At 39.3% G+C, this 19,465-nt stretch carries 19 protein-coding genes and 1 other RNA gene; 13 read left to right on the top strand and 7 right to left on the bottom strand.

Annotated features, from left to right (window positions below):
* Positions 1-8 precede the first annotated feature (8 nt).
* The 6 genes from W03_RS00190 to W03_RS00165 all read left to right on the top strand — a co-directional run bounded on the left by W03_RS00190 (position 9) and on the right by W03_RS00165 (position 4,910).
* Positions 9-938 (top strand): GIDE domain-containing protein, encoded by a 930-nt coding sequence (locus W03_RS00190; protein WP_244070228.1) that lies wholly within the window; start codon positions 9-11, stop codon positions 936-938.
* A 189-nt stretch (positions 939-1,127) separates the two neighbouring features.
* Positions 1,128-1,517, top strand: coding sequence for a succinate dehydrogenase, cytochrome b556 subunit (sdhC, locus tag W03_RS00185; RefSeq protein WP_244070226.1), 390 nt, complete (start codon positions 1,128-1,130; stop codon positions 1,515-1,517).
* Entirely contained in the window at positions 1,511-1,876 is a 366-nt protein-coding gene (gene sdhD / locus W03_RS00180; RefSeq protein ID WP_244070224.1) for a succinate dehydrogenase, hydrophobic membrane anchor protein, read from the top strand. The genes sdhC and sdhD overlap by 7 nt, the downstream gene beginning before the upstream one ends.
* 1 nt (position 1,877) lies before the next feature.
* Positions 1,878-3,641: a succinate dehydrogenase flavoprotein subunit gene (gene sdhA, locus W03_RS00175; RefSeq protein WP_244070222.1), complete on the top strand. Its 1,764-nt coding sequence runs from the start codon at positions 1,878-1,880 to the stop codon at positions 3,639-3,641.
* A gap of 23 nt (positions 3,642-3,664) precedes the next feature.
* Complete coding sequence (locus W03_RS00170) at positions 3,665-4,348, top strand: TIGR04211 family SH3 domain-containing protein (protein ID WP_244070220.1); 684 nt, start codon at positions 3,665-3,667, stop codon at positions 4,346-4,348.
* A complete protein-coding gene (locus W03_RS00165; RefSeq protein ID WP_244070219.1) occupies positions 4,338-4,910 on the top strand; it encodes a hypothetical protein in 573 nt (190 codons plus the stop codon). The genes W03_RS00170 and W03_RS00165 overlap by 11 nt, the downstream gene beginning before the upstream one ends.
* A 33-nt stretch (positions 4,911-4,943) precedes the next feature.
* Here the strand turns inward: W03_RS00165 and W03_RS00160 are convergent, their stop codons facing one another.
* Both W03_RS00160 and yaaA read right to left on the bottom strand, forming a co-directional pair.
* Positions 4,944-5,324, bottom strand: coding sequence for a nuclear transport factor 2 family protein (locus W03_RS00160; protein ID WP_244070217.1), 381 nt, complete (start codon positions 5,322-5,324; stop codon positions 4,944-4,946).
* Positions 5,325-5,348: 24 nt separating this feature from the next.
* Entirely contained in the window at positions 5,349-6,131 is a 783-nt protein-coding gene (yaaA, locus tag W03_RS00155; RefSeq protein ID WP_244070216.1) for a peroxide stress protein YaaA, read from the bottom strand.
* 239 nt (positions 6,132-6,370) lie between these two features.
* Here yaaA and W03_RS00150 point away from each other — a divergent pair, with 239 nt between their 5' ends.
* The 7 genes from W03_RS00150 to W03_RS00120 all read left to right on the top strand — a co-directional run bounded on the left by W03_RS00150 (position 6,371) and on the right by W03_RS00120 (position 14,953).
* Positions 6,371-6,631: a hypothetical protein gene (locus W03_RS00150; RefSeq protein ID WP_244070214.1), complete on the top strand. Its 261-nt coding sequence runs from the start codon at positions 6,371-6,373 to the stop codon at positions 6,629-6,631.
* A 260-nt stretch (positions 6,632-6,891) separates the two neighbouring features.
* The gene (gene panB / locus W03_RS00145; protein WP_244070212.1) at positions 6,892-7,683 is read left to right on the top strand and encodes a 3-methyl-2-oxobutanoate hydroxymethyltransferase; all 792 of its coding nucleotides are present in this window, start codon (positions 6,892-6,894) and stop codon (positions 7,681-7,683) included.
* A 15-nt stretch (positions 7,684-7,698) separates the two neighbouring features.
* Positions 7,699-8,523: a pantoate--beta-alanine ligase gene (panC, locus tag W03_RS00140; RefSeq protein WP_244070211.1), complete on the top strand. Its 825-nt coding sequence runs from the start codon at positions 7,699-7,701 to the stop codon at positions 8,521-8,523.
* A 77-nt stretch (positions 8,524-8,600) separates the two neighbouring features.
* Entirely contained in the window at positions 8,601-10,016 is a 1,416-nt protein-coding gene (gene dnaA / locus W03_RS00135) for a chromosomal replication initiator protein DnaA (RefSeq protein ID WP_244070209.1), read from the top strand.
* 193 nt (positions 10,017-10,209) lie between these two features.
* Positions 10,210-11,325, top strand: coding sequence for a DNA polymerase III subunit beta (gene dnaN / locus W03_RS00130; protein ID WP_244070207.1), 1,116 nt, complete (start codon positions 10,210-10,212; stop codon positions 11,323-11,325).
* Between the two features lie 74 nt (positions 11,326-11,399).
* The gene (gene gyrB / locus W03_RS00125) at positions 11,400-13,820 is read left to right on the top strand and encodes a DNA topoisomerase (ATP-hydrolyzing) subunit B (RefSeq protein ID WP_244070205.1); all 2,421 of its coding nucleotides are present in this window, start codon (positions 11,400-11,402) and stop codon (positions 13,818-13,820) included.
* Between the two features lie 65 nt (positions 13,821-13,885).
* Positions 13,886-14,953 (top strand): hypothetical protein, encoded by a 1,068-nt coding sequence (locus W03_RS00120; protein WP_244070203.1) that lies wholly within the window; start codon positions 13,886-13,888, stop codon positions 14,951-14,953.
* Positions 14,954-15,075: 122 nt separating this feature from the next.
* Here W03_RS00120 and W03_RS00115 read toward each other — a convergent pair whose 3' ends face one another.
* The 5 genes from W03_RS00115 to W03_RS00095 form a co-directional block, all read right to left on the bottom strand.
* Positions 15,076-15,609: a hypothetical protein gene (locus W03_RS00115; RefSeq protein WP_244070201.1), complete on the bottom strand. Its 534-nt coding sequence runs from the start codon at positions 15,607-15,609 to the stop codon at positions 15,076-15,078.
* A gap of 106 nt (positions 15,610-15,715) precedes the next feature.
* A complete protein-coding gene (gene folK, locus W03_RS00110) occupies positions 15,716-16,222 on the bottom strand; it encodes a 2-amino-4-hydroxy-6-hydroxymethyldihydropteridine diphosphokinase (protein WP_244070199.1) in 507 nt (168 codons plus the stop codon).
* 7 nt (positions 16,223-16,229) lie between these two features.
* Positions 16,230-17,597 (bottom strand): polynucleotide adenylyltransferase PcnB, encoded by a 1,368-nt coding sequence (gene pcnB / locus W03_RS00105; RefSeq protein WP_244070194.1) that lies wholly within the window; start codon positions 17,595-17,597, stop codon positions 16,230-16,232.
* A gap of 103 nt (positions 17,598-17,700) precedes the next feature.
* Positions 17,701-17,998, bottom strand: an RNA gene (rnpB, locus tag W03_RS00100) — RNase P RNA component class A.
* A gap of 97 nt (positions 17,999-18,095) precedes the next feature.
* The gene (locus tag W03_RS00095; protein ID WP_244070192.1) at positions 18,096-19,430 is read right to left on the bottom strand and encodes a PhoH family protein; all 1,335 of its coding nucleotides are present in this window, start codon (positions 19,428-19,430) and stop codon (positions 18,096-18,098) included.
* Positions 19,431-19,465 lie beyond the last annotated feature (35 nt).

Below are 19,465 nucleotides of genomic sequence, written 5' to 3'. Positions count from 1 at the left end.
CGTTCAGCATGGATCCTCTGTTTTCTGACATGTCGCGTGAGGACTGGGAATTTGCTGTATTGTCATGCCTGCTAGTAGCTAGCATCAGCCTGTACCTAGCGATAAGAAACTGGAAGCGGTCGAGGATTATCGAAGATACACCCACCACCAAGCTACGATCTGCGCATCAAGGCTATGTGGAAGTCAGCGGAAAAGGGCAGTTTATCGATGATCAAGCGATTTATGCACCACTATCGAATCACCCTTGCCTTTGGTATCACAGCCAAATCGAGCAAGAAGAATCGGTTATCGAAAATAATCGCAAACAATCGCGTTGGCGGATTGTTTATAACCGTACCAGTGACTATCGGTTTAAATTAATGGACGCTGATAGCAGTTGCTATGTCGATCCAGCGCACGCAGAAGTAAATGGCAGCGAACACCTGGCCTGGTATGGCAATACCGAATGGCCAACCAAAACACTTTTATTGGAAAGTCAATCACTGATACATGGATTTTCTAATCATTATCGTTATAGCGAATCACTTATTTTGCCAGGACAATCATTGTATATCTTAGGTCAATTCACAACAGTCTCAGCTAGCACGCAACACAAAGAGCGCGCTATTATGATCGATTTACTGAACGAATGGAAAAAAGACCAAGCAGATTTGCAGCGGCGCTTTGATAGCAACCGCGATGGAGTTATCAATCAACCAGAATGGGAAGTTGCACGACAGCAAGCGCGCTTGGAAGCGCAACAAATTCACGCTCAGCTAGTACTAGAACCCGACGTCAATATCATCGCAAAACCTGAAAAGAGTGGATATCCTTTTATCATTTCAGTATACCCTCAAAAACAACTCTCCCAAAAATATCAGCGTAATACACTGATTGCGTTGACAGTCCTTTTGCTGTCGGTAGGCGGTTTATTGTTGTTAGCATTTCATAAACCATAAAATTTACCTGCCAGCAGCTTCCGTTAATAAAACAAGCATATACTTTTTATCCACATATAACCCTATTTATCTAAAAGTTAAAACTGGCTTGTATCATTCAGCATAACGGTCTACACTTGCTGCAAACGTTGTTTAGGTACAAGCAGAATTGAGTTTTGGTGGCAAAATTTCTACATAAGAACTTTCAGCATGATAGCAAAAACATATTCTAACCGCCCTAAATATCTGAATCTTCTAAAAATTAAGCAGCCTTTACCTGCTATAGTTTCAATTATTCACAGAATCACGGGCGTATTGCTTTTTTTCCCTGGCATTCCAGTATTACTGTGTATTTTTCAAGATTTTCTTGGTTCTCAGGAAAGCTTCGATTACTTGCAGAAAAATCTACAGAATCCATTGATGATGTTGATAATATTACCTCCGCTATGGTTCTTTTTTCACCATGTATGTGCGGGAATTCGTCATTTATTGTTGGACCAACATATCGGTGTCGAATTGCAACAAGCACGCACCAGCGCTTATTTAGTGTTTGTCGTGGGCATCATGTTAACTACTTTAACTGGATTGCTACTATGGTAAAGCAAAGCAAACTTGCGGTAACTGGAGCACACTATGGTTTGAAGGATTGGCTCATACAGCGTGTTACTGCTGTCTTGATGGTGTCTTATCTGGTTTCAATGATAATCGTGATATTAACTACCGGACCTTATCACGACTATACAGCATGGAAAAATTTATTTAATCAACAATGGATAAGATTTGCTACCCTGATTTTTTTCATCTGCTTATTTTGGCATGCTTGGATTGGTTTGAGAAATGTTCTGATGGATTATATACATGTGACCGCAGTTCGTCTGACGTTGCAGATTCTGGTGATCGTTTCCTTATTGTTTTATACCGTATGGGCTGCGAATATTTTATGGAATACAGGGAATTAGCGTGACAATAACACAAAGAAAATTTGACGTAGTAATTGTTGGTGCAGGTGGCGCAGGCTTGCGGGCTGCCTTACAACTTTCAGAAGCCGGATTGAAAGTAGCCGTACTTTCCAAGGTATTTCCAACTCGCTCACATACCGTTTCGGCGCAAGGTGGCATTGCCGCAGCTTTAGGTAATGTGACCGAAGACAATTGGCATTGGCATATGTACGATACAGTGAAAGGCTCCGATTATCTCGGTGACCAAGACGCCATTGAATTTATGTGCCGGCAAGCGAATGAAGTTGTATATGAATTGGAACATTTTGGCATGCCATTTGATCGCTTAGAAAGTGGCAAAATTTATCAGCGCCCCTTCGGCGGGCAATCACAGAATTTCGGTGGTGCGCAAGCGACACGTTCTTGTGCAGCAGCAGACCGTACCGGACATGCGCTATTACATACGTTGTATCAACGCAATGTCAGTGCCAATACACAGTTTTTTATTGAATGGATGGCGCTAGATCTGATACGCGATGAACAAGGCGATGTACTGGGCGTTATCGCAATGGAAATGGAAACCGGTGAAGTGGTGTTACTACAAGCCAAAGCAACACTGTTTGCCACGGGTGGTGGTGGGCGTATTTTTCAAGCCAGCACCAACGCTTGGATCAATACCGGCGATGGTTTAGGTATGGCTGCCCGGGCCGGAATTCCGCTTGAGGATATGGAGTTCTGGCAATTCCATCCGACCGGTGTTTATGGTGTTGGGGTACTCATTAGTGAAGCAGTACGTGGTGAAGGCGGTTATTTATTAAATAAGGATGGCGAGCGTTTCATGGAACGCTATGCGCCAAATGCCAAAGATTTAGCAAGCAGAGATGTTGTTGCACGATCGATAACCATCGAAATTAAGGAGGGCCGAGGTTGTGGAGAAGAAAACGATCACGTATTACTAAAATTAGATCATTTGGGTGCAGATATCATCAAATCTCGTCTGCCTGGTATCCGTGAATTAGCGATGAAATTTGCACATGTCGATCCGATTTCCGCACCTGTTCCAGTAGTGCCAACCGTACATTATATGATGGGAGGAATTCCAACAAACTACTTAGGGCAGGTCGTGGCGCCTTATGGTACAGGGCCGGAAGAAGTCGTGTCGGGATTTTATGCCGTGGGCGAATGCGCATGTGTTTCAGTGCATGGTGCCAATCGTTTAGGTACCAATTCTCTACTGGATTTGGTCGTATTCGGACGAGCCGCAGCCAATCAAATCATTGAAGATTTGAAGACTCATCCTCACCACAAGCCTTTACCCGCAGATGCTGGCGATAAAACGCTGATGCGACTCGCACGCTTGGAAAACCAAAAAGATGGCGAGAGCGTAGCACAGGTGTTGGTAGATTTGAGAAAAACCATGCAAGTACATTGCGGTGTGTTCCGCTTTGAAGATACTCTGAAACAAGGATTAGATAAAATACTAGAAATCGGGCAACGAGTAGCACACACGGAAATAAAAGACAAAAGCAAAACCTTTAATACCGCCCGCACGGAAGCTTTGGAATTAGATAACTTAAAGGAAATAGCCATTGCAACCATGTTTTCCGCCGAAGCTCGATGTGAAAGCCGTGGTGCACATGCACGCGACGATTATCCGCAACGCGATGATGTCAAATGGTTAAAGCACACTCTGTTTTTCAGTCAAGACAATCGATTAGATTACAAACCTGTTCGATTGAAACCTTTCACTGTGGAATCTTTTCCACCAAAAGCCAGAACTTATTAGTTTGGAACTTACTTTAAAAAATAATGAAAAACTGTATTGACAGCAGCGCTTTTCTTTTTTTTCTTTTAGGCTTTTTATTTACTACTTCGATTTCTGCAGAAACGCGTTATGTATCCGACCAGTTAGAAGTAACATTGCGCCGTGGCCCAACGTTAAGTCATGCTATTTTGAGAATGCTTAAGAGCGGCACGCCTGTTGAAGTACTAGAAGTTGATAAAGAAAGTGGGCATACACGGGTTAAGACGAACAATGGTCAAGAAGGCTGGATCTTAACGCGCTATCTTAGTGCAGAGCCTACCGCCCGGGTTCAACTGGAGCAACTGCTTAAAAGCATGAACCAGAAAGAAGACGCTAATGTCTCTGTGATAGAGCAATTAAAAACTATCAGAAACGAGCATGAGAACGCCAAACAGCTTATTTCGCAATTAGAAAGTGAAAATAAAAAACTAACCGAGCAATTGTCCTCATTAAAGGCCGCATCTGCGAATGTTTTGAATATTGAAGCGGATAATAAGAAACTTCGTGACAAATTGGCTGATGCAGAAGAGCGCCTAAACATACTGCAAAATGAAAGCAGTGAAATAGAAGCACGTAAAAATAGGGATTGGTTTATCACTGGCGCTTTAGTTTTATTTGGTGGCTTAATATTGGGCCTGATCCTCCCTCGATTTGCTCGTAAAAGATCTTCGCGATATAGTGATTTTTAATTGCCATAAGCGCCAAATATTTTTGCTTTGGGGTGTCGCCAGCCCATTAATAACGTCGTTGCTTGCAACGATTGCTATCGCAGAAACTTTGGTTGATCTAAAACACTTTCCGCTATATCAGAATGGTAGCTTACAAATTCCTCGTGTTGACACACTTGATCAAATTGGTCTGTATCAGGATGCTTTGTTGCAGTTTGATCCGGGGAAAAATGCGTGGAATTTATTGAGCTACCGTATAGCGCCACCGAAAATGGAATTGGATGTAACCGAGGTTATCATAACCGACTCTTTTCCAACGCAGGTATTCTTACGTGTTTTGGATAGAAACTCTATTTGCAGTCAAAGAATTGGGCAAGTCTATCAACGCTTGATTGAAAATCGTTTTGTGATTTCGATTGATATCGTGAATACATTTACGAACGATCCTTTGACCGATTGCGTTCCGTATGAAGAAATCATTGCTTTATCTACTTATGGCTTAAACGAGGGTGGGTATGAGTTTGTTGTCAATAATGGCATTATTGGCAATTTTATACTGAACAATGATAATCGATTGAGGTAACCTCGATACACATCAAAACAAAAAAGGAAACCATTACTGCTTAAAATGTGGTTTCTTCGCCTTACATACGACAATTTTCTCGATTAATCCCGCGGCAGTAAAAAAAATCTTCTCCAATCCATAGCGCTCTACAGATTCTCCTGTAGAAATATTCGTTCCGGTCATGACAAAATCAAATTCCACTCCTCTTTCTTCAATACAGCGATATTCTTCAACTTGCCAGTGCGCATCCTGAAAACGACCAAAGAATTCACACATCATATCGTGAATCGATTGATTACCAACATATTCACCAAAGTACGCAGAATAGTAAACAGCATGCGAAGCAAACATCCGTTGTATTTGCGTCAAATCGCCTTGATTTGACAATTGAACATATCGTTGAGCGCGTTCAATATATTCCTGATTATTCATAAATTCTAGTACCTATTTAACGGGTTAATTTACTTTGGATTCCGCCCGGTAAAAAACCCATTGATCTACGCTGCTGTCATTTTGACTAAACTGGTAACCAGCTCTATCAAAATAACGAATATCCTCCAGTTTAGTTAGTTTATTCTGAATAATATAGCGACTCATCATGCCACGCGCCTTCTTAGCAAAAAAGCTAATCACTTTATATATGCCATTCTTTTGATCTTTAAATACTGGCGTAATAACACGCGCATTAAGCCGATGTGGTTGTATCACTTGGAAATATTCATTGGATGCTAAATTAATCAAAACATCGGTTTTCTGTTTTTCCATTTCTTGGTTTATAGTTTGAGTAATCTTATCACCCCAAAACTCATACAAATTGTTACCGCGTTGATTTTTAAATTTGGTGCCCATCTCCAATCGATAAGGCTGAATCAAATCCAGCGGGCGTAGCAAACCATACAATCCCGATAAAATTCGCAAATGATTTTGTGCAAACGCAAGCTCCGATGTACTAAGTGTATTTGCATCAAGCCCTATATACACATCTCCCTTAAAAGCTAACACTGCTTGTTTAGCGGTATCTTGCGTAAACGGTCGCTTCCAGGCGATATAACGATTGGAATTGAGTGTTGCCAGAGCAGGACTGATCGACATCAACCGACCAATCTGATCAGGCTCTAATTTTTTTAATACATCTATCAATTCAGCCGAATCATCAAGAAAATCTGGTTGTGTATACAAAGCGAAATTTGTAGGAAACTCAAAATCCAATGTTTTAGCAGGAGAAATAACAATAAACATTTTTTTCAGGCACTTAAATCACAAATAGTATCAGATTCAATCATGCAGGCTTTTTATCCATGCGCATTATTTCTTCGCAAATCAACTAAAAGAGTCGGTCATACGTAAATATTGCATTTGTATCACGATAGTTTTCAATGTGCTTACTCCTTGTTCAGCTTGTATTAATTTCCTGAGCTTTATAGTGACGCCATATTCAAATTTATTTAGATTGAACTGATCTGGAAAAGGAGAGCATCATGAAAAAGCTATGGCAAATATTGCTCATCTTAATGCTATTCATCTCATTAAGTGGGTTTCGTGCTCCAAATGACGCCATTATTTCAAATGGCGATTTTATCGATAAGTTAATTTCCAACATGGGAAGGCCGCACGTAAAAATAAATTTGGATCCAATATACAATACAAGAGAAATGTGGATTTATCGCATCGACGAATATAATTACCGTTTTACGATAATTAATGGGCGAATTGCTCATTTCCATTGGTCGAGGTTCTAACTGGCTGACTTTATTAATTCACCAATAATCTTTTCTAAAGGATAAAAATATAAATAAAGCAAGCACGTCTCCGTGAACAGCGGCGGCATCAACTACGCTTTCCAATCTACTGATTTTCAAACTGCTTTCTCCCCAAGAAACGGAGAATTTAACCCTCAAAGATTAATAAATTCGCTGCATTGTTTCAATCTTATATGTTAAATGCGTTATTATGATTTTATTAAAATCTATGGATTCAACGCTGAAATTCTTCCTGACCGATGCGTACTACTCTTACTACCTTACAGCAATACATTAAAAATAATGATAAATTCACTGCTTTAACTTGTTACGATGCGACTTTTGCCAAAATATTGGAAGACGCAGGCGTTGATATATTATTGATTGGAGATTCGCTAGGTAATGTACTAAAGGGCGAAAGCACGACGCTATCAGTGACTTTGGATAATATCATTTATCACACTCAATGTGTATCAAACGGTTCGAGCAAAGCGCTTATTATGTCAGACATGCCATTCGGCAGCTATCAGCAATCCCCACAGCAGGCCTTTGAGAATGCCAGTAAAATCTTAGCAGCAGGCGCACACATTGTTAAGATTGAGGGAGGCCAAGTCATGGCTGAAACCACCGCATTTCTCACACAAAGAGGAATCCCGGTTTGTGCTCATATCGGATTGACGCCTCAGTCCATTCATCAATTAGGCGGCTATAGGTTACAAGGTGCTTCACAACAATCTGCGAAGCAGCTGATTGAAGACGCACTATTATTGGAAAAAGCAGGCGCAAGAATGCTTTTAATGGAAGTCGTCCCAGCGAAATTGGCTCAAGAAATTACCCAATCACTTTCAATTCCTACCATAGGAATAGGCGCGGGTAAGGATTGTTCTGCACAAGTGCTTGTACTTCATGACATATTAGGTCTATACAAAGATAAAAAGCCAAGATTTGTAAAAAACTTTATGACGGGCACAAACAGTATTCAACAAGCTATTGCGAATTATGTTACTGCTGTTAAATCAGGACAATTTCCTGATCACGAGCACGAATATTAGAATATTGATCACATTATGAAAATTTTTAGAGATATTCCTTCTATTCGCGCGCATTTACAGAACTTATCATCGATTGCTTTTGTTCCAACCATGGGTAATTTACATGCTGGCCATTTAGCGCTGATAAAACAAGCCAAACAGTTATCCAGTGAAGTGGTTGTCAGTATCTTTGTCAATCGCTTGCAATTCCTACCTCATGAAGATTTTTCAAGATATCCTCGAACCATTGAACAAGATTGTCTATTACTTGAAGAACTAAATGTCAATACTATTTTCATCCCAGATGAAAAAATTCTTTTTCCTACACACCAGGAATTCTTGTTAGCATTACCACCTATCGCAGATACTTTGGAAGGTAAATTTCGCCCTGGTTTTTTTCGTGGCGTAACAACGATAGTATTGAAATTATTCAATATTATTCAACCAAACCTGGCAATTTTTGGTAAAAAAGATTATCAACAACTGTACATGGTGCAAGAAATGGTCAAGCAACTCAATTTGCCGATTGAAATCATTGCTGGAGAAACTGTTCGTGCATCAGATGGGCTAGCGCTCAGCTCAAGAAATCAATATTTAGACCCGTCACAACGCATTGAAGCAAGTAATCTTTATCAAACACTACTTCACATCAAAAAAGAAATTATTTCGAACAATAAAGATTTTCAAGTATTGCAAGAAGAAGCTACACAGCGTTTGACAGAGCTTGGATGGAAAGTAGACTACGTTCAAATTTGTGATCGTGCTTCGCTGTCTCCTGCCTGTTATCGTATCGAACCTTTAGTAGTATTGGTAGCAGCATGGCTCGCCAAAACTCGATTAATAGACAATATAGAAGTATAAAGTGAAATTTTCGGTTCCTTGTTCTATTTATGATAGTTATCCAACTATAAGTTATATTAAATCAATATCTTAGGGTTATGCAATCGCTAAATACTTTTTGGCTTTCTTGCCTTGATCATTTCAAAAAAGAATTAAATGCGCAGCAATTTAATACTTGGATTAAGCCATTACAAATCGATCCCACCTCAAACAGTGATGAAGGTGTTGTACTAATCGCACCAAATCGCTTTGTGTCACAGTGGGTAAGAGATAACTTTATTCATCATATTGAAATAATGGCACGAAACTATTTTGCCAAAGAAATCGCATTTAATTTAAAGCTCTCAGAGCCCGTTGAAGTAAAAAATAATGCACTTCAAACACCGCCACCTTTACCTCAACCAATTATTTCTACGCCCCCAGAGTCTGTAATGCACCTTCGCGATACAGATTCATCCAATAGTAATAATCCATACGGTGCAAATAAAAAGAATCTAAGTCGCTTAAATCCAAATTTTACTTTTGATAATTTCGTTACCGGAAAAGCTAATCAACTTGCTCGGGCTGGCGCAATGCAAGTCTCACAGTCTCCCGGTATTGCCTATAATCCGCTGTTTATATACGGTGGCGTAGGATTAGGCAAAACCCACTTAATTCAAGCCATTGGAAATCACATTGTTAGTGGTAACAAAGATGCCAAAATTCGGTATGTACATGCAGAAAAGTATGTTTCAGATGTGGTCAGTGCCTATCAACACAAAGCTTTTGATAAGTTTAAATTATATTATCATTCACTTGATGTGCTATTAGTAGATGACGTGCAATTTTTTGGTGGAAAAAACCGCACGCAAGAAGAATTTTTTTATGCATTCAATGCATTGGTGGAAAGACATAAACAAGTGATCATCACTTGTGATTCATACCCTAAAGAAATTTCTGGCTTAGAAGAACGTTTAGTTTCACGTTTTGGATGGGGCTTAACCGTTGCAGTTGAACCACCAGAACTCGAAATGCGCGTAGCAATTTTGCTTAAAAAAGCACAACTGGAAAAAATCAAGCTCGATGAAAGCGTTGCTTTTTTTATTGCTAAGCATATTCGCTCCAATGTTCGGGAATTAGAAGGTGGATTGAAACGTGTGTTAGCTTTTTCACGTTTTATCAATCAGGAAATCACATTGGATTTAGCAAAAGAAGCGCTCAAGGATTTATTAGCAGTACAAAGTCGGCAGATATCGGTGGAAAATATTCAAAAAACCGTTGCAGACTACTACAAAATCAAGGTTTCTGAAATGTACTCTAAGAAGCGTTCCCGCCTTGTCGCACGACCAAGGCAAATGGCCATGTCTATTGCTAAAGAGTTAACTTCTCTAAGCCTACCTGATATCGGAGAAGCTTTTGGTGGTAGAGACCATACCACTATCTTACATGGCTGTAAGAAAATTAATGAGCTACGTATGTCAGATCCCACGATAAGTCGTGATTTTAATGCATTAATCCTTATTTTACGAGGTTAGTGGATATCAGGTTAACAATTTGTGTATAACTCGACAATAAATTATTCTCGCTTACTTATCCACAAATTATCCAATTGCTTTACAACAACTATACATACTATATTTTAAAATTATCTATTTGATAGAAATAAAATTTTTTAAATAATACAGAAGTTGTTAGTACTTTAGTTTAATTATTATTTTTTATATACAAATGCTATTAATAAAAACTAATCGAGATACACTACTAAAACCATTACAAACGGTCACAGGAATTGTAGAACGTCGACAAACACTGCCTATACTATCGAATGTATTGATTCGTCAAACCGAAGATAAGACCTATTTTTTGGCCACTGATCTTGAAATTCAGATTAAAACAGCAGTACCTAAAGATAAAGCGGATGTGCAAATTTTTTCTCTAACGGTTGCTGCTAAAAAGCTTCAAGATATTCTTAGATCATTAGATGCTACCGCTGAGGTTTCGTTGACACGTAAAGACAATCATCTGCATGTTAAATCCGGTAAAAGTGTATTCAATCTACAAATTCTACCGGCAGAAGATTTTCCCGAAATGACAGAGCAAATCCCTGTAACAACTTCCTTGACACTTAAACAAAAAGAATTAAAAAAACTACTGCATCACGTACAGTTTTCCATTGCACAACAAGATATTCGTTACTATCTGAATGGATTATTATTGTTGGCAGAAGATAATCAATTCATTTGTGTAGGTACGGATGGTCATCGATTAGCATATACAGCTACTTCACTACAAGAAAAACTAACGAAACAAGAGGTCATCCTGCCACGTAAAACTGTTTTGGAATTATCAAAATTACTTACGGATACTGATGATCTTATCCATATTGAGTATTTCCAAAACAAAATTTGTTTCGCATTTTCCGATATCACATTAATATCGAAAATCATTGATGGTAAATTTCCCGATTACAATCGAGTAATTCCTACTAAAAATAAAAAATTTTTTGATATCAGTCGTATTGCTTTTTTACAAGCGCTCCAGCGTGTTTCCATACTATCAAATCAAAGTGATAAATTCCGTGGCGTACGGTTGCTTATCAGTAAAGATAACTTATGTATTACTTGTAAAAACAATGAGCAAGAAGATGCGCAAGAGGAATTAGCAATTCAGTATAATGACGAATCGATCGACATCAGCTTAAACGTAAACTATTTGATGGATTTACTAAACAATGTCAGTAGCGAAACGGTGCAATGTGCCTTTGAAAATGCCAATACCAGCGTATTGATCACGATTCCAGAAGAAAAAGCTTTTAAATATATCGTCATGCCCATGAGAATTTAGTCAAGCTGAAAGGTTTCACGATTTTTCATGTATCTCTTTAAATTTTTTCATTAATAGCGTTTAAGACAAAACCAATGAGCGATCCAAACAGTAGTCAACCGAAAGAGATGCCAAACGATTATGGTTCTGACAGCATCAAAATATTAAAAGGCTTGGATGCTGTACGTAAGCGCCCTGGCATGTACATCGGAGATACTAGCGATGGTACAGGACTGCATCACATGGTATTTGAAGTGGTTGACAATGCAATTGACGAAGCGCTCGCGGGTCACTGCGATGAAATTACAGTGACCTTGCACCCAGACAGTTCTATCAGTGTATTAGATAATGGACGCGGAATTCCAACCGGTATTAAACAAGATGATGATTTGAAGCGTTCTGCTGCGGAAATTGTCATGACGGAGTTACATGCAGGTGGAAAGTTCGATGATAATTCCTATAAAGTATCAGGCGGTCTACACGGTGTTGGTGTGTCAGTAGTTAATGCGTTGTCTGAATGGTTGAAGTTAACTATTCGCCGCGATGGAAAAATTCATCATATGGAATTTCGCATGGGGGTACCGGTCAAGCCACTAGAGGTTACTGGTGAAAGCGAAAGGCATGGTACCGAAGTTCATTTTTTAGCTAGTGAAGAAATTTTCGGTCATGTCGAATATCACTACGAGATTTTTGCTAAGCGCTTACGTGAGCTATCCTTTCTTAACAATGGCGTAAAAATTCACTTGATCGATCAACGCGCTGGTAAAGAAGAAATTTTTGCATTTACCGGCGGTATCAAGAATTTTGTCGAATATATAAATCGTAGCAAAACAGTATTGCACCCAACGATTTTTTATACCATTGGCACCAAAGAAAATATTGCTGTGGAAGTTTCCATGCAATGGAATGACAGCTACAGCGAACAAGTATTGTGTTTTACTAATAATATTCCTCAGAAAGACGGTGGGACTCATTTGACCGGACTGCGTGCAGCGATGACGCGTACGCTCAATAACTATATTGAGAAAAATGAATTGGCTAAAAAGGCCAAAATTGAAACTACCGGTGATGATATGCGCGAAGGATTGTCGTGTGTGTTGTCGGTAAAGCTATTTGAACCTAAGTTTTCGTCGCAAACTAAGGAAAAACTTGTTTCTTCAGAAGTTCGCCCAGTGGTAGAAGAAATTGTTTCACAAAAGTTCTCAGAATATTTATTGGAGAACCCCATCGATGCAAAAACTATTTGCAATAAAATCATTGAAGCTGCTAGAGCTCGTGAGGCTGCTAGAAAAGCACGTGAATTAACGCGCCGAAAAGGCGTGCTAGATAGTATGGGGTTACCAGGTAAGTTGGCTGATTGTCAGGAAAAGAACCCGGAGTTATGCGAGCTCTATCTAGTCGAAGGTGATTCTGCGGGAGGCTCTGCAAAACAAGGTCGGGATCGTAAATTTCAAGCGATTATGCCGCTTAAAGGTAAGATTTTAAACGTTGAAAAAGCCCGTTTTGATAAATTGATCTCATCACAGGAAATTATTGCTTTAATTACAGCGCTGGGTACAGGCATTGGTAAAGATGAATTTAATCCGGATAAATTACGCTATCATCGAATCATTATTATGACTGATGCGGATGTGGATGGTTCTCATATCCGTACGCTATTATTGACTTTTTTTTATCGGCAAATGCCAGAGTTGATTGAAAGAGGTCATGTATATATTGCACAGCCACCCTTATATAAAGTTAAGCAAGGAAAAAAGGAGCGTTACGTCAAAGATGACAATGAACTTAAAGCGTACATGTTAAGTTTGGCTTTAGATGGTGCAGAGCTTTTTCTTCATGAAGAAAAGCCACCGATGGCAGGCGATACGTTGGGAAAAATGGCAACAGAATATATTTTAGCCGAAGCCGTAATCGAGCGTATGAGCCAGGTCATTGATAGTCACATTATGCATGCTTTGCTGCGTCAACCAGATGTGAATTTGAGTAGTGAACAAACAGCAAACGACAGTGCAGTGAAATTAGCTGCACGTGTTAAGGATGTACAGATTGTTGCGGAATTTGATCAAGTTCACGAACGTTTTCGACTTAAAATCATGCGCATGTCACATGGCAATATACTAACGAGTTACTTGGATAATGATTTTCTTGAGAGCGCCGATTATGCGCAGATCCAAAAAACAGCACAACTATTTCAAGGATTATTTGGCCAAGGCGCTTATATTCAAAGAGGCGAACGTAAGCAAGCCGTATATGAATTTAAGCCGGCACTAGAGTGGTTGCTGGAAGAAGTGAAAAAAAGCATCAATGTACAACGCTACAAAGGTCTGGGTGAAATGAATCCGGAACAGCTTTGGGAAACCACCATGGATCCTCAAAACCGCCGCCTACTTCGCGCACAAATTGATGATAGTATTTTGACCGATGAAATTTTTACTACGCTCATGGGCGATGTGGTCGAACCACGCCGAGCTTTTATTGAGAAAAATGCATTGCGGGCAGTGAATATTGATGTTTAAAGTTGTTTTGTCATCTTAAAAAATTAGTGACAAATACATCGGATTGAGGTTTGGAGAAATTTTAAATGAGTGAACTGATTAATAAAGCACTGAATTTTATTTCAGCGAATATTTTAATGGGCCGAGAGTGGCTCGAGGTATTGTTGATTCTCGCACCTGCGATAGCATTGCTGGTGATTGTGTTTGTGCTGTGTTTTCGAATAAAAAATAGAAATGGGCGCAAGCTTGCTCTGCTAGCGTGCATTGTTGTTGCTTTGACTTACTTGCCCTATGAATTGCTTCGTCAATCCACTCAGATTGATCGAGCCAATGTGAATATCAAAGAAGTCCAAATTAAGTTACAAGATTTATTGAATTCAGCCAATTTGCATCATACCAACATCTTGGTGGCGGGAGATACGGATGTTTCTGCTAATGTCTTAGACGATATGTTGCATGGTATGGATACCAACAAAAAAAAGGATTTAATCTTTGTGTCTTGGTTGCTTTCTGAAAATGAAAAAAACTCTCAGAATCAAATTGATAATAAACAACAGCAATTCCAACGGTCGTTTGCTAGCGATATTAAAGCACATTTAAATGAATCAAAGATGCAAATTATTGCATCTCAGCCACCTGTTGAAAAAATTTCTGAATCGTTAGAAAAACGGTTGGATAATGAAATCAATCAAATGATTTCTGAAAAAATGCAAAACTTTAAACTGGAAATCGATAAATCATTGGATCATTTTAGAAATAATGTAAATAACTTTGTGCAATCTGAACTAAGTAATTACCAAGAGAAATTATCCGATATTACACAAAAAAATATTGATGAATTAAGAGATTATTCTAATAAAGCTAATCAGGCTTTTGCAGAACAAGTCAATAAAACCAATAAAGAATCGTTACAAAAACTCGATGCCACTAAACAAACTGTAGAAGGTATCGGCGCGCGTATCGATGAGGCAGATCTTAAAAAGATCGCTAAGTATGTTAATAATCTGGCCATTTCAATAGATCATGCACAAAAAAAGGCCGATATTCTATTTGACTATAACGAATGTATGCGAGCAACGGGAATGCTTGATTTATCAGGTAAAGAGATACACTGTAAAAATAAGCTAAAGCAGGAAATAAGCAACTTGAATTAAAGATTTCACCGAATGAAATTTGTGATAGAGATATTACTTGATGGATAAGAAAACCTATTTTTTTGTAGGAGAAGAGAATCTCGCCCTAATGGGCGAGTATTGAGCTTGAATATCTCTCTAAGCTATCGATCTTTTCGACCGCCTTTGTTAGGGTTTTTCTGGTGAAGTTGCTTCTGTTCGCGTTTTTTATGCTGCTTGTTGTTAGCTTGGCCTAAATGTTTTTGATTACCTTGCCTACTGTTCGTAGCAATATTGGACGGTTTGCGATGGCCATTACGATTTGCTACAGTAGTGCGTCGATCAGAATGGCTGTTCTGATTATGAGAATGTAGTCGATATACATCGTTGTACCATTTTTCTTGAACAAAATAAGCTGGTTGGCCGCATGCATTGTAGCGGTGGCAGTGTTTATTCCATTTCTTTGCGTGACCTGGAGGAACATGAAGATAAACAGGTTGTTGTGGAACACCGGCAGAATGTATGGCCGTAACTGGATTTGAGTAAATTAATTGTGGATTGGGATACTGATTGTTCAAATGAATTTGACCATAAACCCCTGATTGTCCGATACTGACCGAAGCCCCAGTGTTACTTGCTAAAGCTGGTATTGCATAAATCGCAATCAAAACAGTAATGATATATTTTCTCATCATCATAAATGCTCCATACGTTAAGAATCGTTATACAAACAAGGTGAATCACGGATAAACTAATTTTGTATTCCGTTGTATATACGTACTAACGTCAAAAACTAATGAAAAATCAATTTTCTAGAGAAATAGATTGTATCTTTTGATCGAAGCAAGCCGCGACCAACTGAGAAATCGAACCATGACCTGGTATAAAACAATCCGGGGCGATTTCTTGTAATGGAACTAACACAAATGCACGTTGAAACATGCGTGGGTGAGGGATAATTAGCTGCTTATCTTGAAAAGTTAAAATATCATATAGCAAAAGATCTAAATCCAATGTGCGTGGAGCGTTTAAGGATTCCCGAACGCGGCCGTGTATTTGTTCAATGGCCATTAGTTCATCGAATAATTCGTGTGGTGTTAAATGCGTTTTGATCCTTACGACCGCATTGACAAAATCAGGCTGATTCAATCGTCCGATTGGTGCGCTTTGATACAATGAAGATTGTTTTATTAATTGCGTTTCGGGAATATGTGCCAGTTCTTCGAATGCTTCTTGAATTTGCTGAATAGGTTTTTCTAAATTACTCCCTAGTGCAATAAAAGCTTCACTCCATTTCTTTTTACTATTCATTGCGGCGCTACTGATTAACACCTACGGTAGTAACTGGGGAAGTACCTGTTTGTGTCGCAGCTTTTTTTCTCCGTCGCCGTCTTTTAGTTTTTGTCAACGGTGATTTAACGAGCATCTTTTCACGTTTTTCAGGGTCGGCGCTTAAGAAATCCTCCCACCAAGTTTTTAGCTCAATATCGAATTCACCGCTTTCACAGCGCAGTAGCATAAAATCATATGCGGATCGAAAACGCGGGTGAGCGATCAGTTGAAAAGGTCTACGACCTATACGCATTTCAAAACGGGGTTGTAGGGTCCAGATTTCTTGCATAATCGTATCAAAACGTTGTGGGATCGCAAGTTTGTTGTGTTGAATTGCAAGTGTCTGGCTGATTGCATTAAATAGTGCTGGAAAAGTTTTTTCACCTCGACTACGTAAGGCATTCCAATTCGATAGCACTTCATGCCACAGTAATGTGGCAAATAAAAATCCTGCTGATACTGGCTTGTTTTGCTGGATTCGGTCATCAGTATTTTTTAATGCGAGAGTGATGAATTGCTTACCAAGTGGTTGCTCTAAAATGACATCCAACATGGGTAACAGGCCGTGGTGCAGGCCACGTGCGCGCAATTCGGTAATACATGCCAAAGCGTGACCCGATAATAATAGTTTCAACATTTCATCGAATAACCGCGATGCCGGTACATTTTGCAATAAATGAGCCAATTCACTAATCGGTTGTGCGGTGCTATTATCAATTTGTAAGCCCAGTTTGGACGCGAACCGGATTGCCCGTAGCATTCTCACAGGATCTTCTCGGTAACGTTGTGCAGGATCTCCAATAATACGAAGTTTTTTAGCTTGGATATCTGCGTATCCACTCACATAATCAATAATTTCTTCTTTATTGGGATCATATAAAAGCGCGTTAACTGTAAAATCACGTCGCGCAGCATCCTCTTCTTGAGTACCGAATACATTGTCGTGAAGTAACCGACCATGCAGATCGGTCTGAGTCGCATCGTCAATTTTTGAACTCCCACGAAACGTCGATACTTCGACAATATCAGAACCGCACATAACATGAACAAGCCTGAAACGTCGTCCAATAATACGTGATCGACGAAAAATACGTTTTATTTGCTCCGGTGTCGCATTAGTGGCGACATCGTAGTCTTTTGGGGTAAAGCCAAATAGTAAATCGCGAGCTGCACCACCCACGATATAACTGTTATAGCCAGCTTGTTGGAGTTGTGTAACGATTTTTAATGCACAAGAATCAATTTGGAGGCGCTGAATTCCGTGATGTTGGCGTGAGATAACGATTGGCTGAGCGGCTGATTCGTAATAAGACGATTTACGATTAAATACTTTATTGAGGAGTTTTAAAATCATTACTAATAATTATAAGTAGTCATATCCATCGTTAGGTATTTACGCTGCGCTTGATTTTATATCGTTTTGATGATTAATACTTGACCTTGATCGTAGATTTTGAAAGTGAAGCTAGCCGATAAGCCGGGTTCTGTCGTGAACAGTCATTCCTCTAGGCGTGTAATTACTTACACGCTCAAGCAACCCACCCGCAGGCTCGGCGAGTAGCGTCATTGCCTGCCTATTTGGTTTTGCTCCGGATGGAGGTTACCGCGTTTCACCGTAACTGAATACGTTCGTCTCTGTGGCCCTATTCCTTGCCTTACGGCAGACGGCTGTTAGCCGCCATCCCACTCTATGGAGCCCGGACTTTCCTCCCCTTGCTTGATGAAACCGCAAGCGGCGACTGTCTAGCCAGCTTCAAGAAGCATTCTAACATTAGCAGCCGATGTATTAGTAAAGTTTGAGACGATGTTCGGTTAGCTTTGCTGAACTCGACTATAGGTAAGCTTGGCTAAATTACAATAATTGATTAGCTAAATTAGCAAGATTAGATCGTTCACCTTTTTCTAACCGTACATGTGCATAAATATCATGATGCTTGATTTTATCGATGAGATAAGATAATCCATTACTTTGGGAGTCGAGATAAGGGGTATCTATCTGGTAAATGTCGCCCGTAAAAACAATTTTTGTGTTTTCTCCTGCACGGGTGATGATCGTTTTCACTTCGTGCGGAGTCAAGTTCTGTGCTTCATCGACAATAAAAAAAACATTCGAGATGCTGCGTCCGCGAATATAAGCGAGAGGTGTAATCTTCAATTTTTCTTGATCAACGGCATCCGTAATCTGTTTAAATTCCTTGTCTTTTTCGGTAAACAAGCTTTTAATAAATTTAAGATTATCCCATAGGGGTTCCATATAAGGATTAAGCTTAGAAATGATATCGCCTGGTAAAAAGCCAATATCTTTATTGCTAAGAGGAACAATTGGGCGTGCTAGATAAATTTGCTTGTAATGCCTTTTCTGATCTAATGCTCCAGCAAGAGCAAGTAATGTCTTTCCTGTACCTGCAACGCCCTGCAGAGTAACAAGTTTGACATATGGATTCGTAATTGCATGTAAAGCAAACACTTGTTCAGCGTTTCTAGGTGTAATCCGAAACGCGGATTCTTTTTGGATGCGTTCGATTTTTTGTGATACTGGGTTATAAAAGACCAAAACGGAAGCACGAGCATTTTTTAGAATAAAGTAGTGATTGGGTATAGGATCTTGCAGACCTATATCAGCAGGCATGCAAAAATTATTGGTATAGACGCTGTCTATAATTTCTTTAGGCAGTTTGTCTATGATTGTTTTGCCAGTGTATAGCGAATCGAGATCTTTAATCTTTCCGGTTTCAAAATCTTCTGCAGGGATATTGAGAGACTTTGCCTTGAGGCGTAAATTGATATCTTTCGAAACCAAAACTATTTTATTGTCCGGATATTCTTCGCTGAGTGAAATAACGGCATTCAGAATACGATGGTCAGCGGTATTTTCTCCAAATACTTGGGTGGCATCCAATCCATTGGCTTTCTCTTGCATACACACTTTGAAATGACCATGGTTCGGTCGGTCAATGGGAATCCATTGTTGTAGTGAATGATTGGACGACAATTTATCCATAATTCGGATAAATTCTCTTGCTTCAAAATTTTTAATATCGTTGCCTTTCTTAAAGTGATCAAGTTCTTCCAGTACCGTAATGGGAATTGCGATATTATTGTCTTCAAAGCTGTATATTGCATTATGGTTGTATAAAATAACCGATGTATCCAAGACAAATACTTTCTTTTTAGGCTTTCTAGGCATGGGATGTTGAGACTTAACAAACAATAAAAGTAATA

The sequence above is a fragment of the Nitrosomonas sp. PY1 genome, from assembly GCF_022836435.1.
Classification (GTDB): domain Bacteria; phylum Pseudomonadota; class Gammaproteobacteria; order Burkholderiales; family Nitrosomonadaceae; genus Nitrosomonas.
This window is presented reverse-complemented; position numbering and strand designations above follow the sequence as displayed.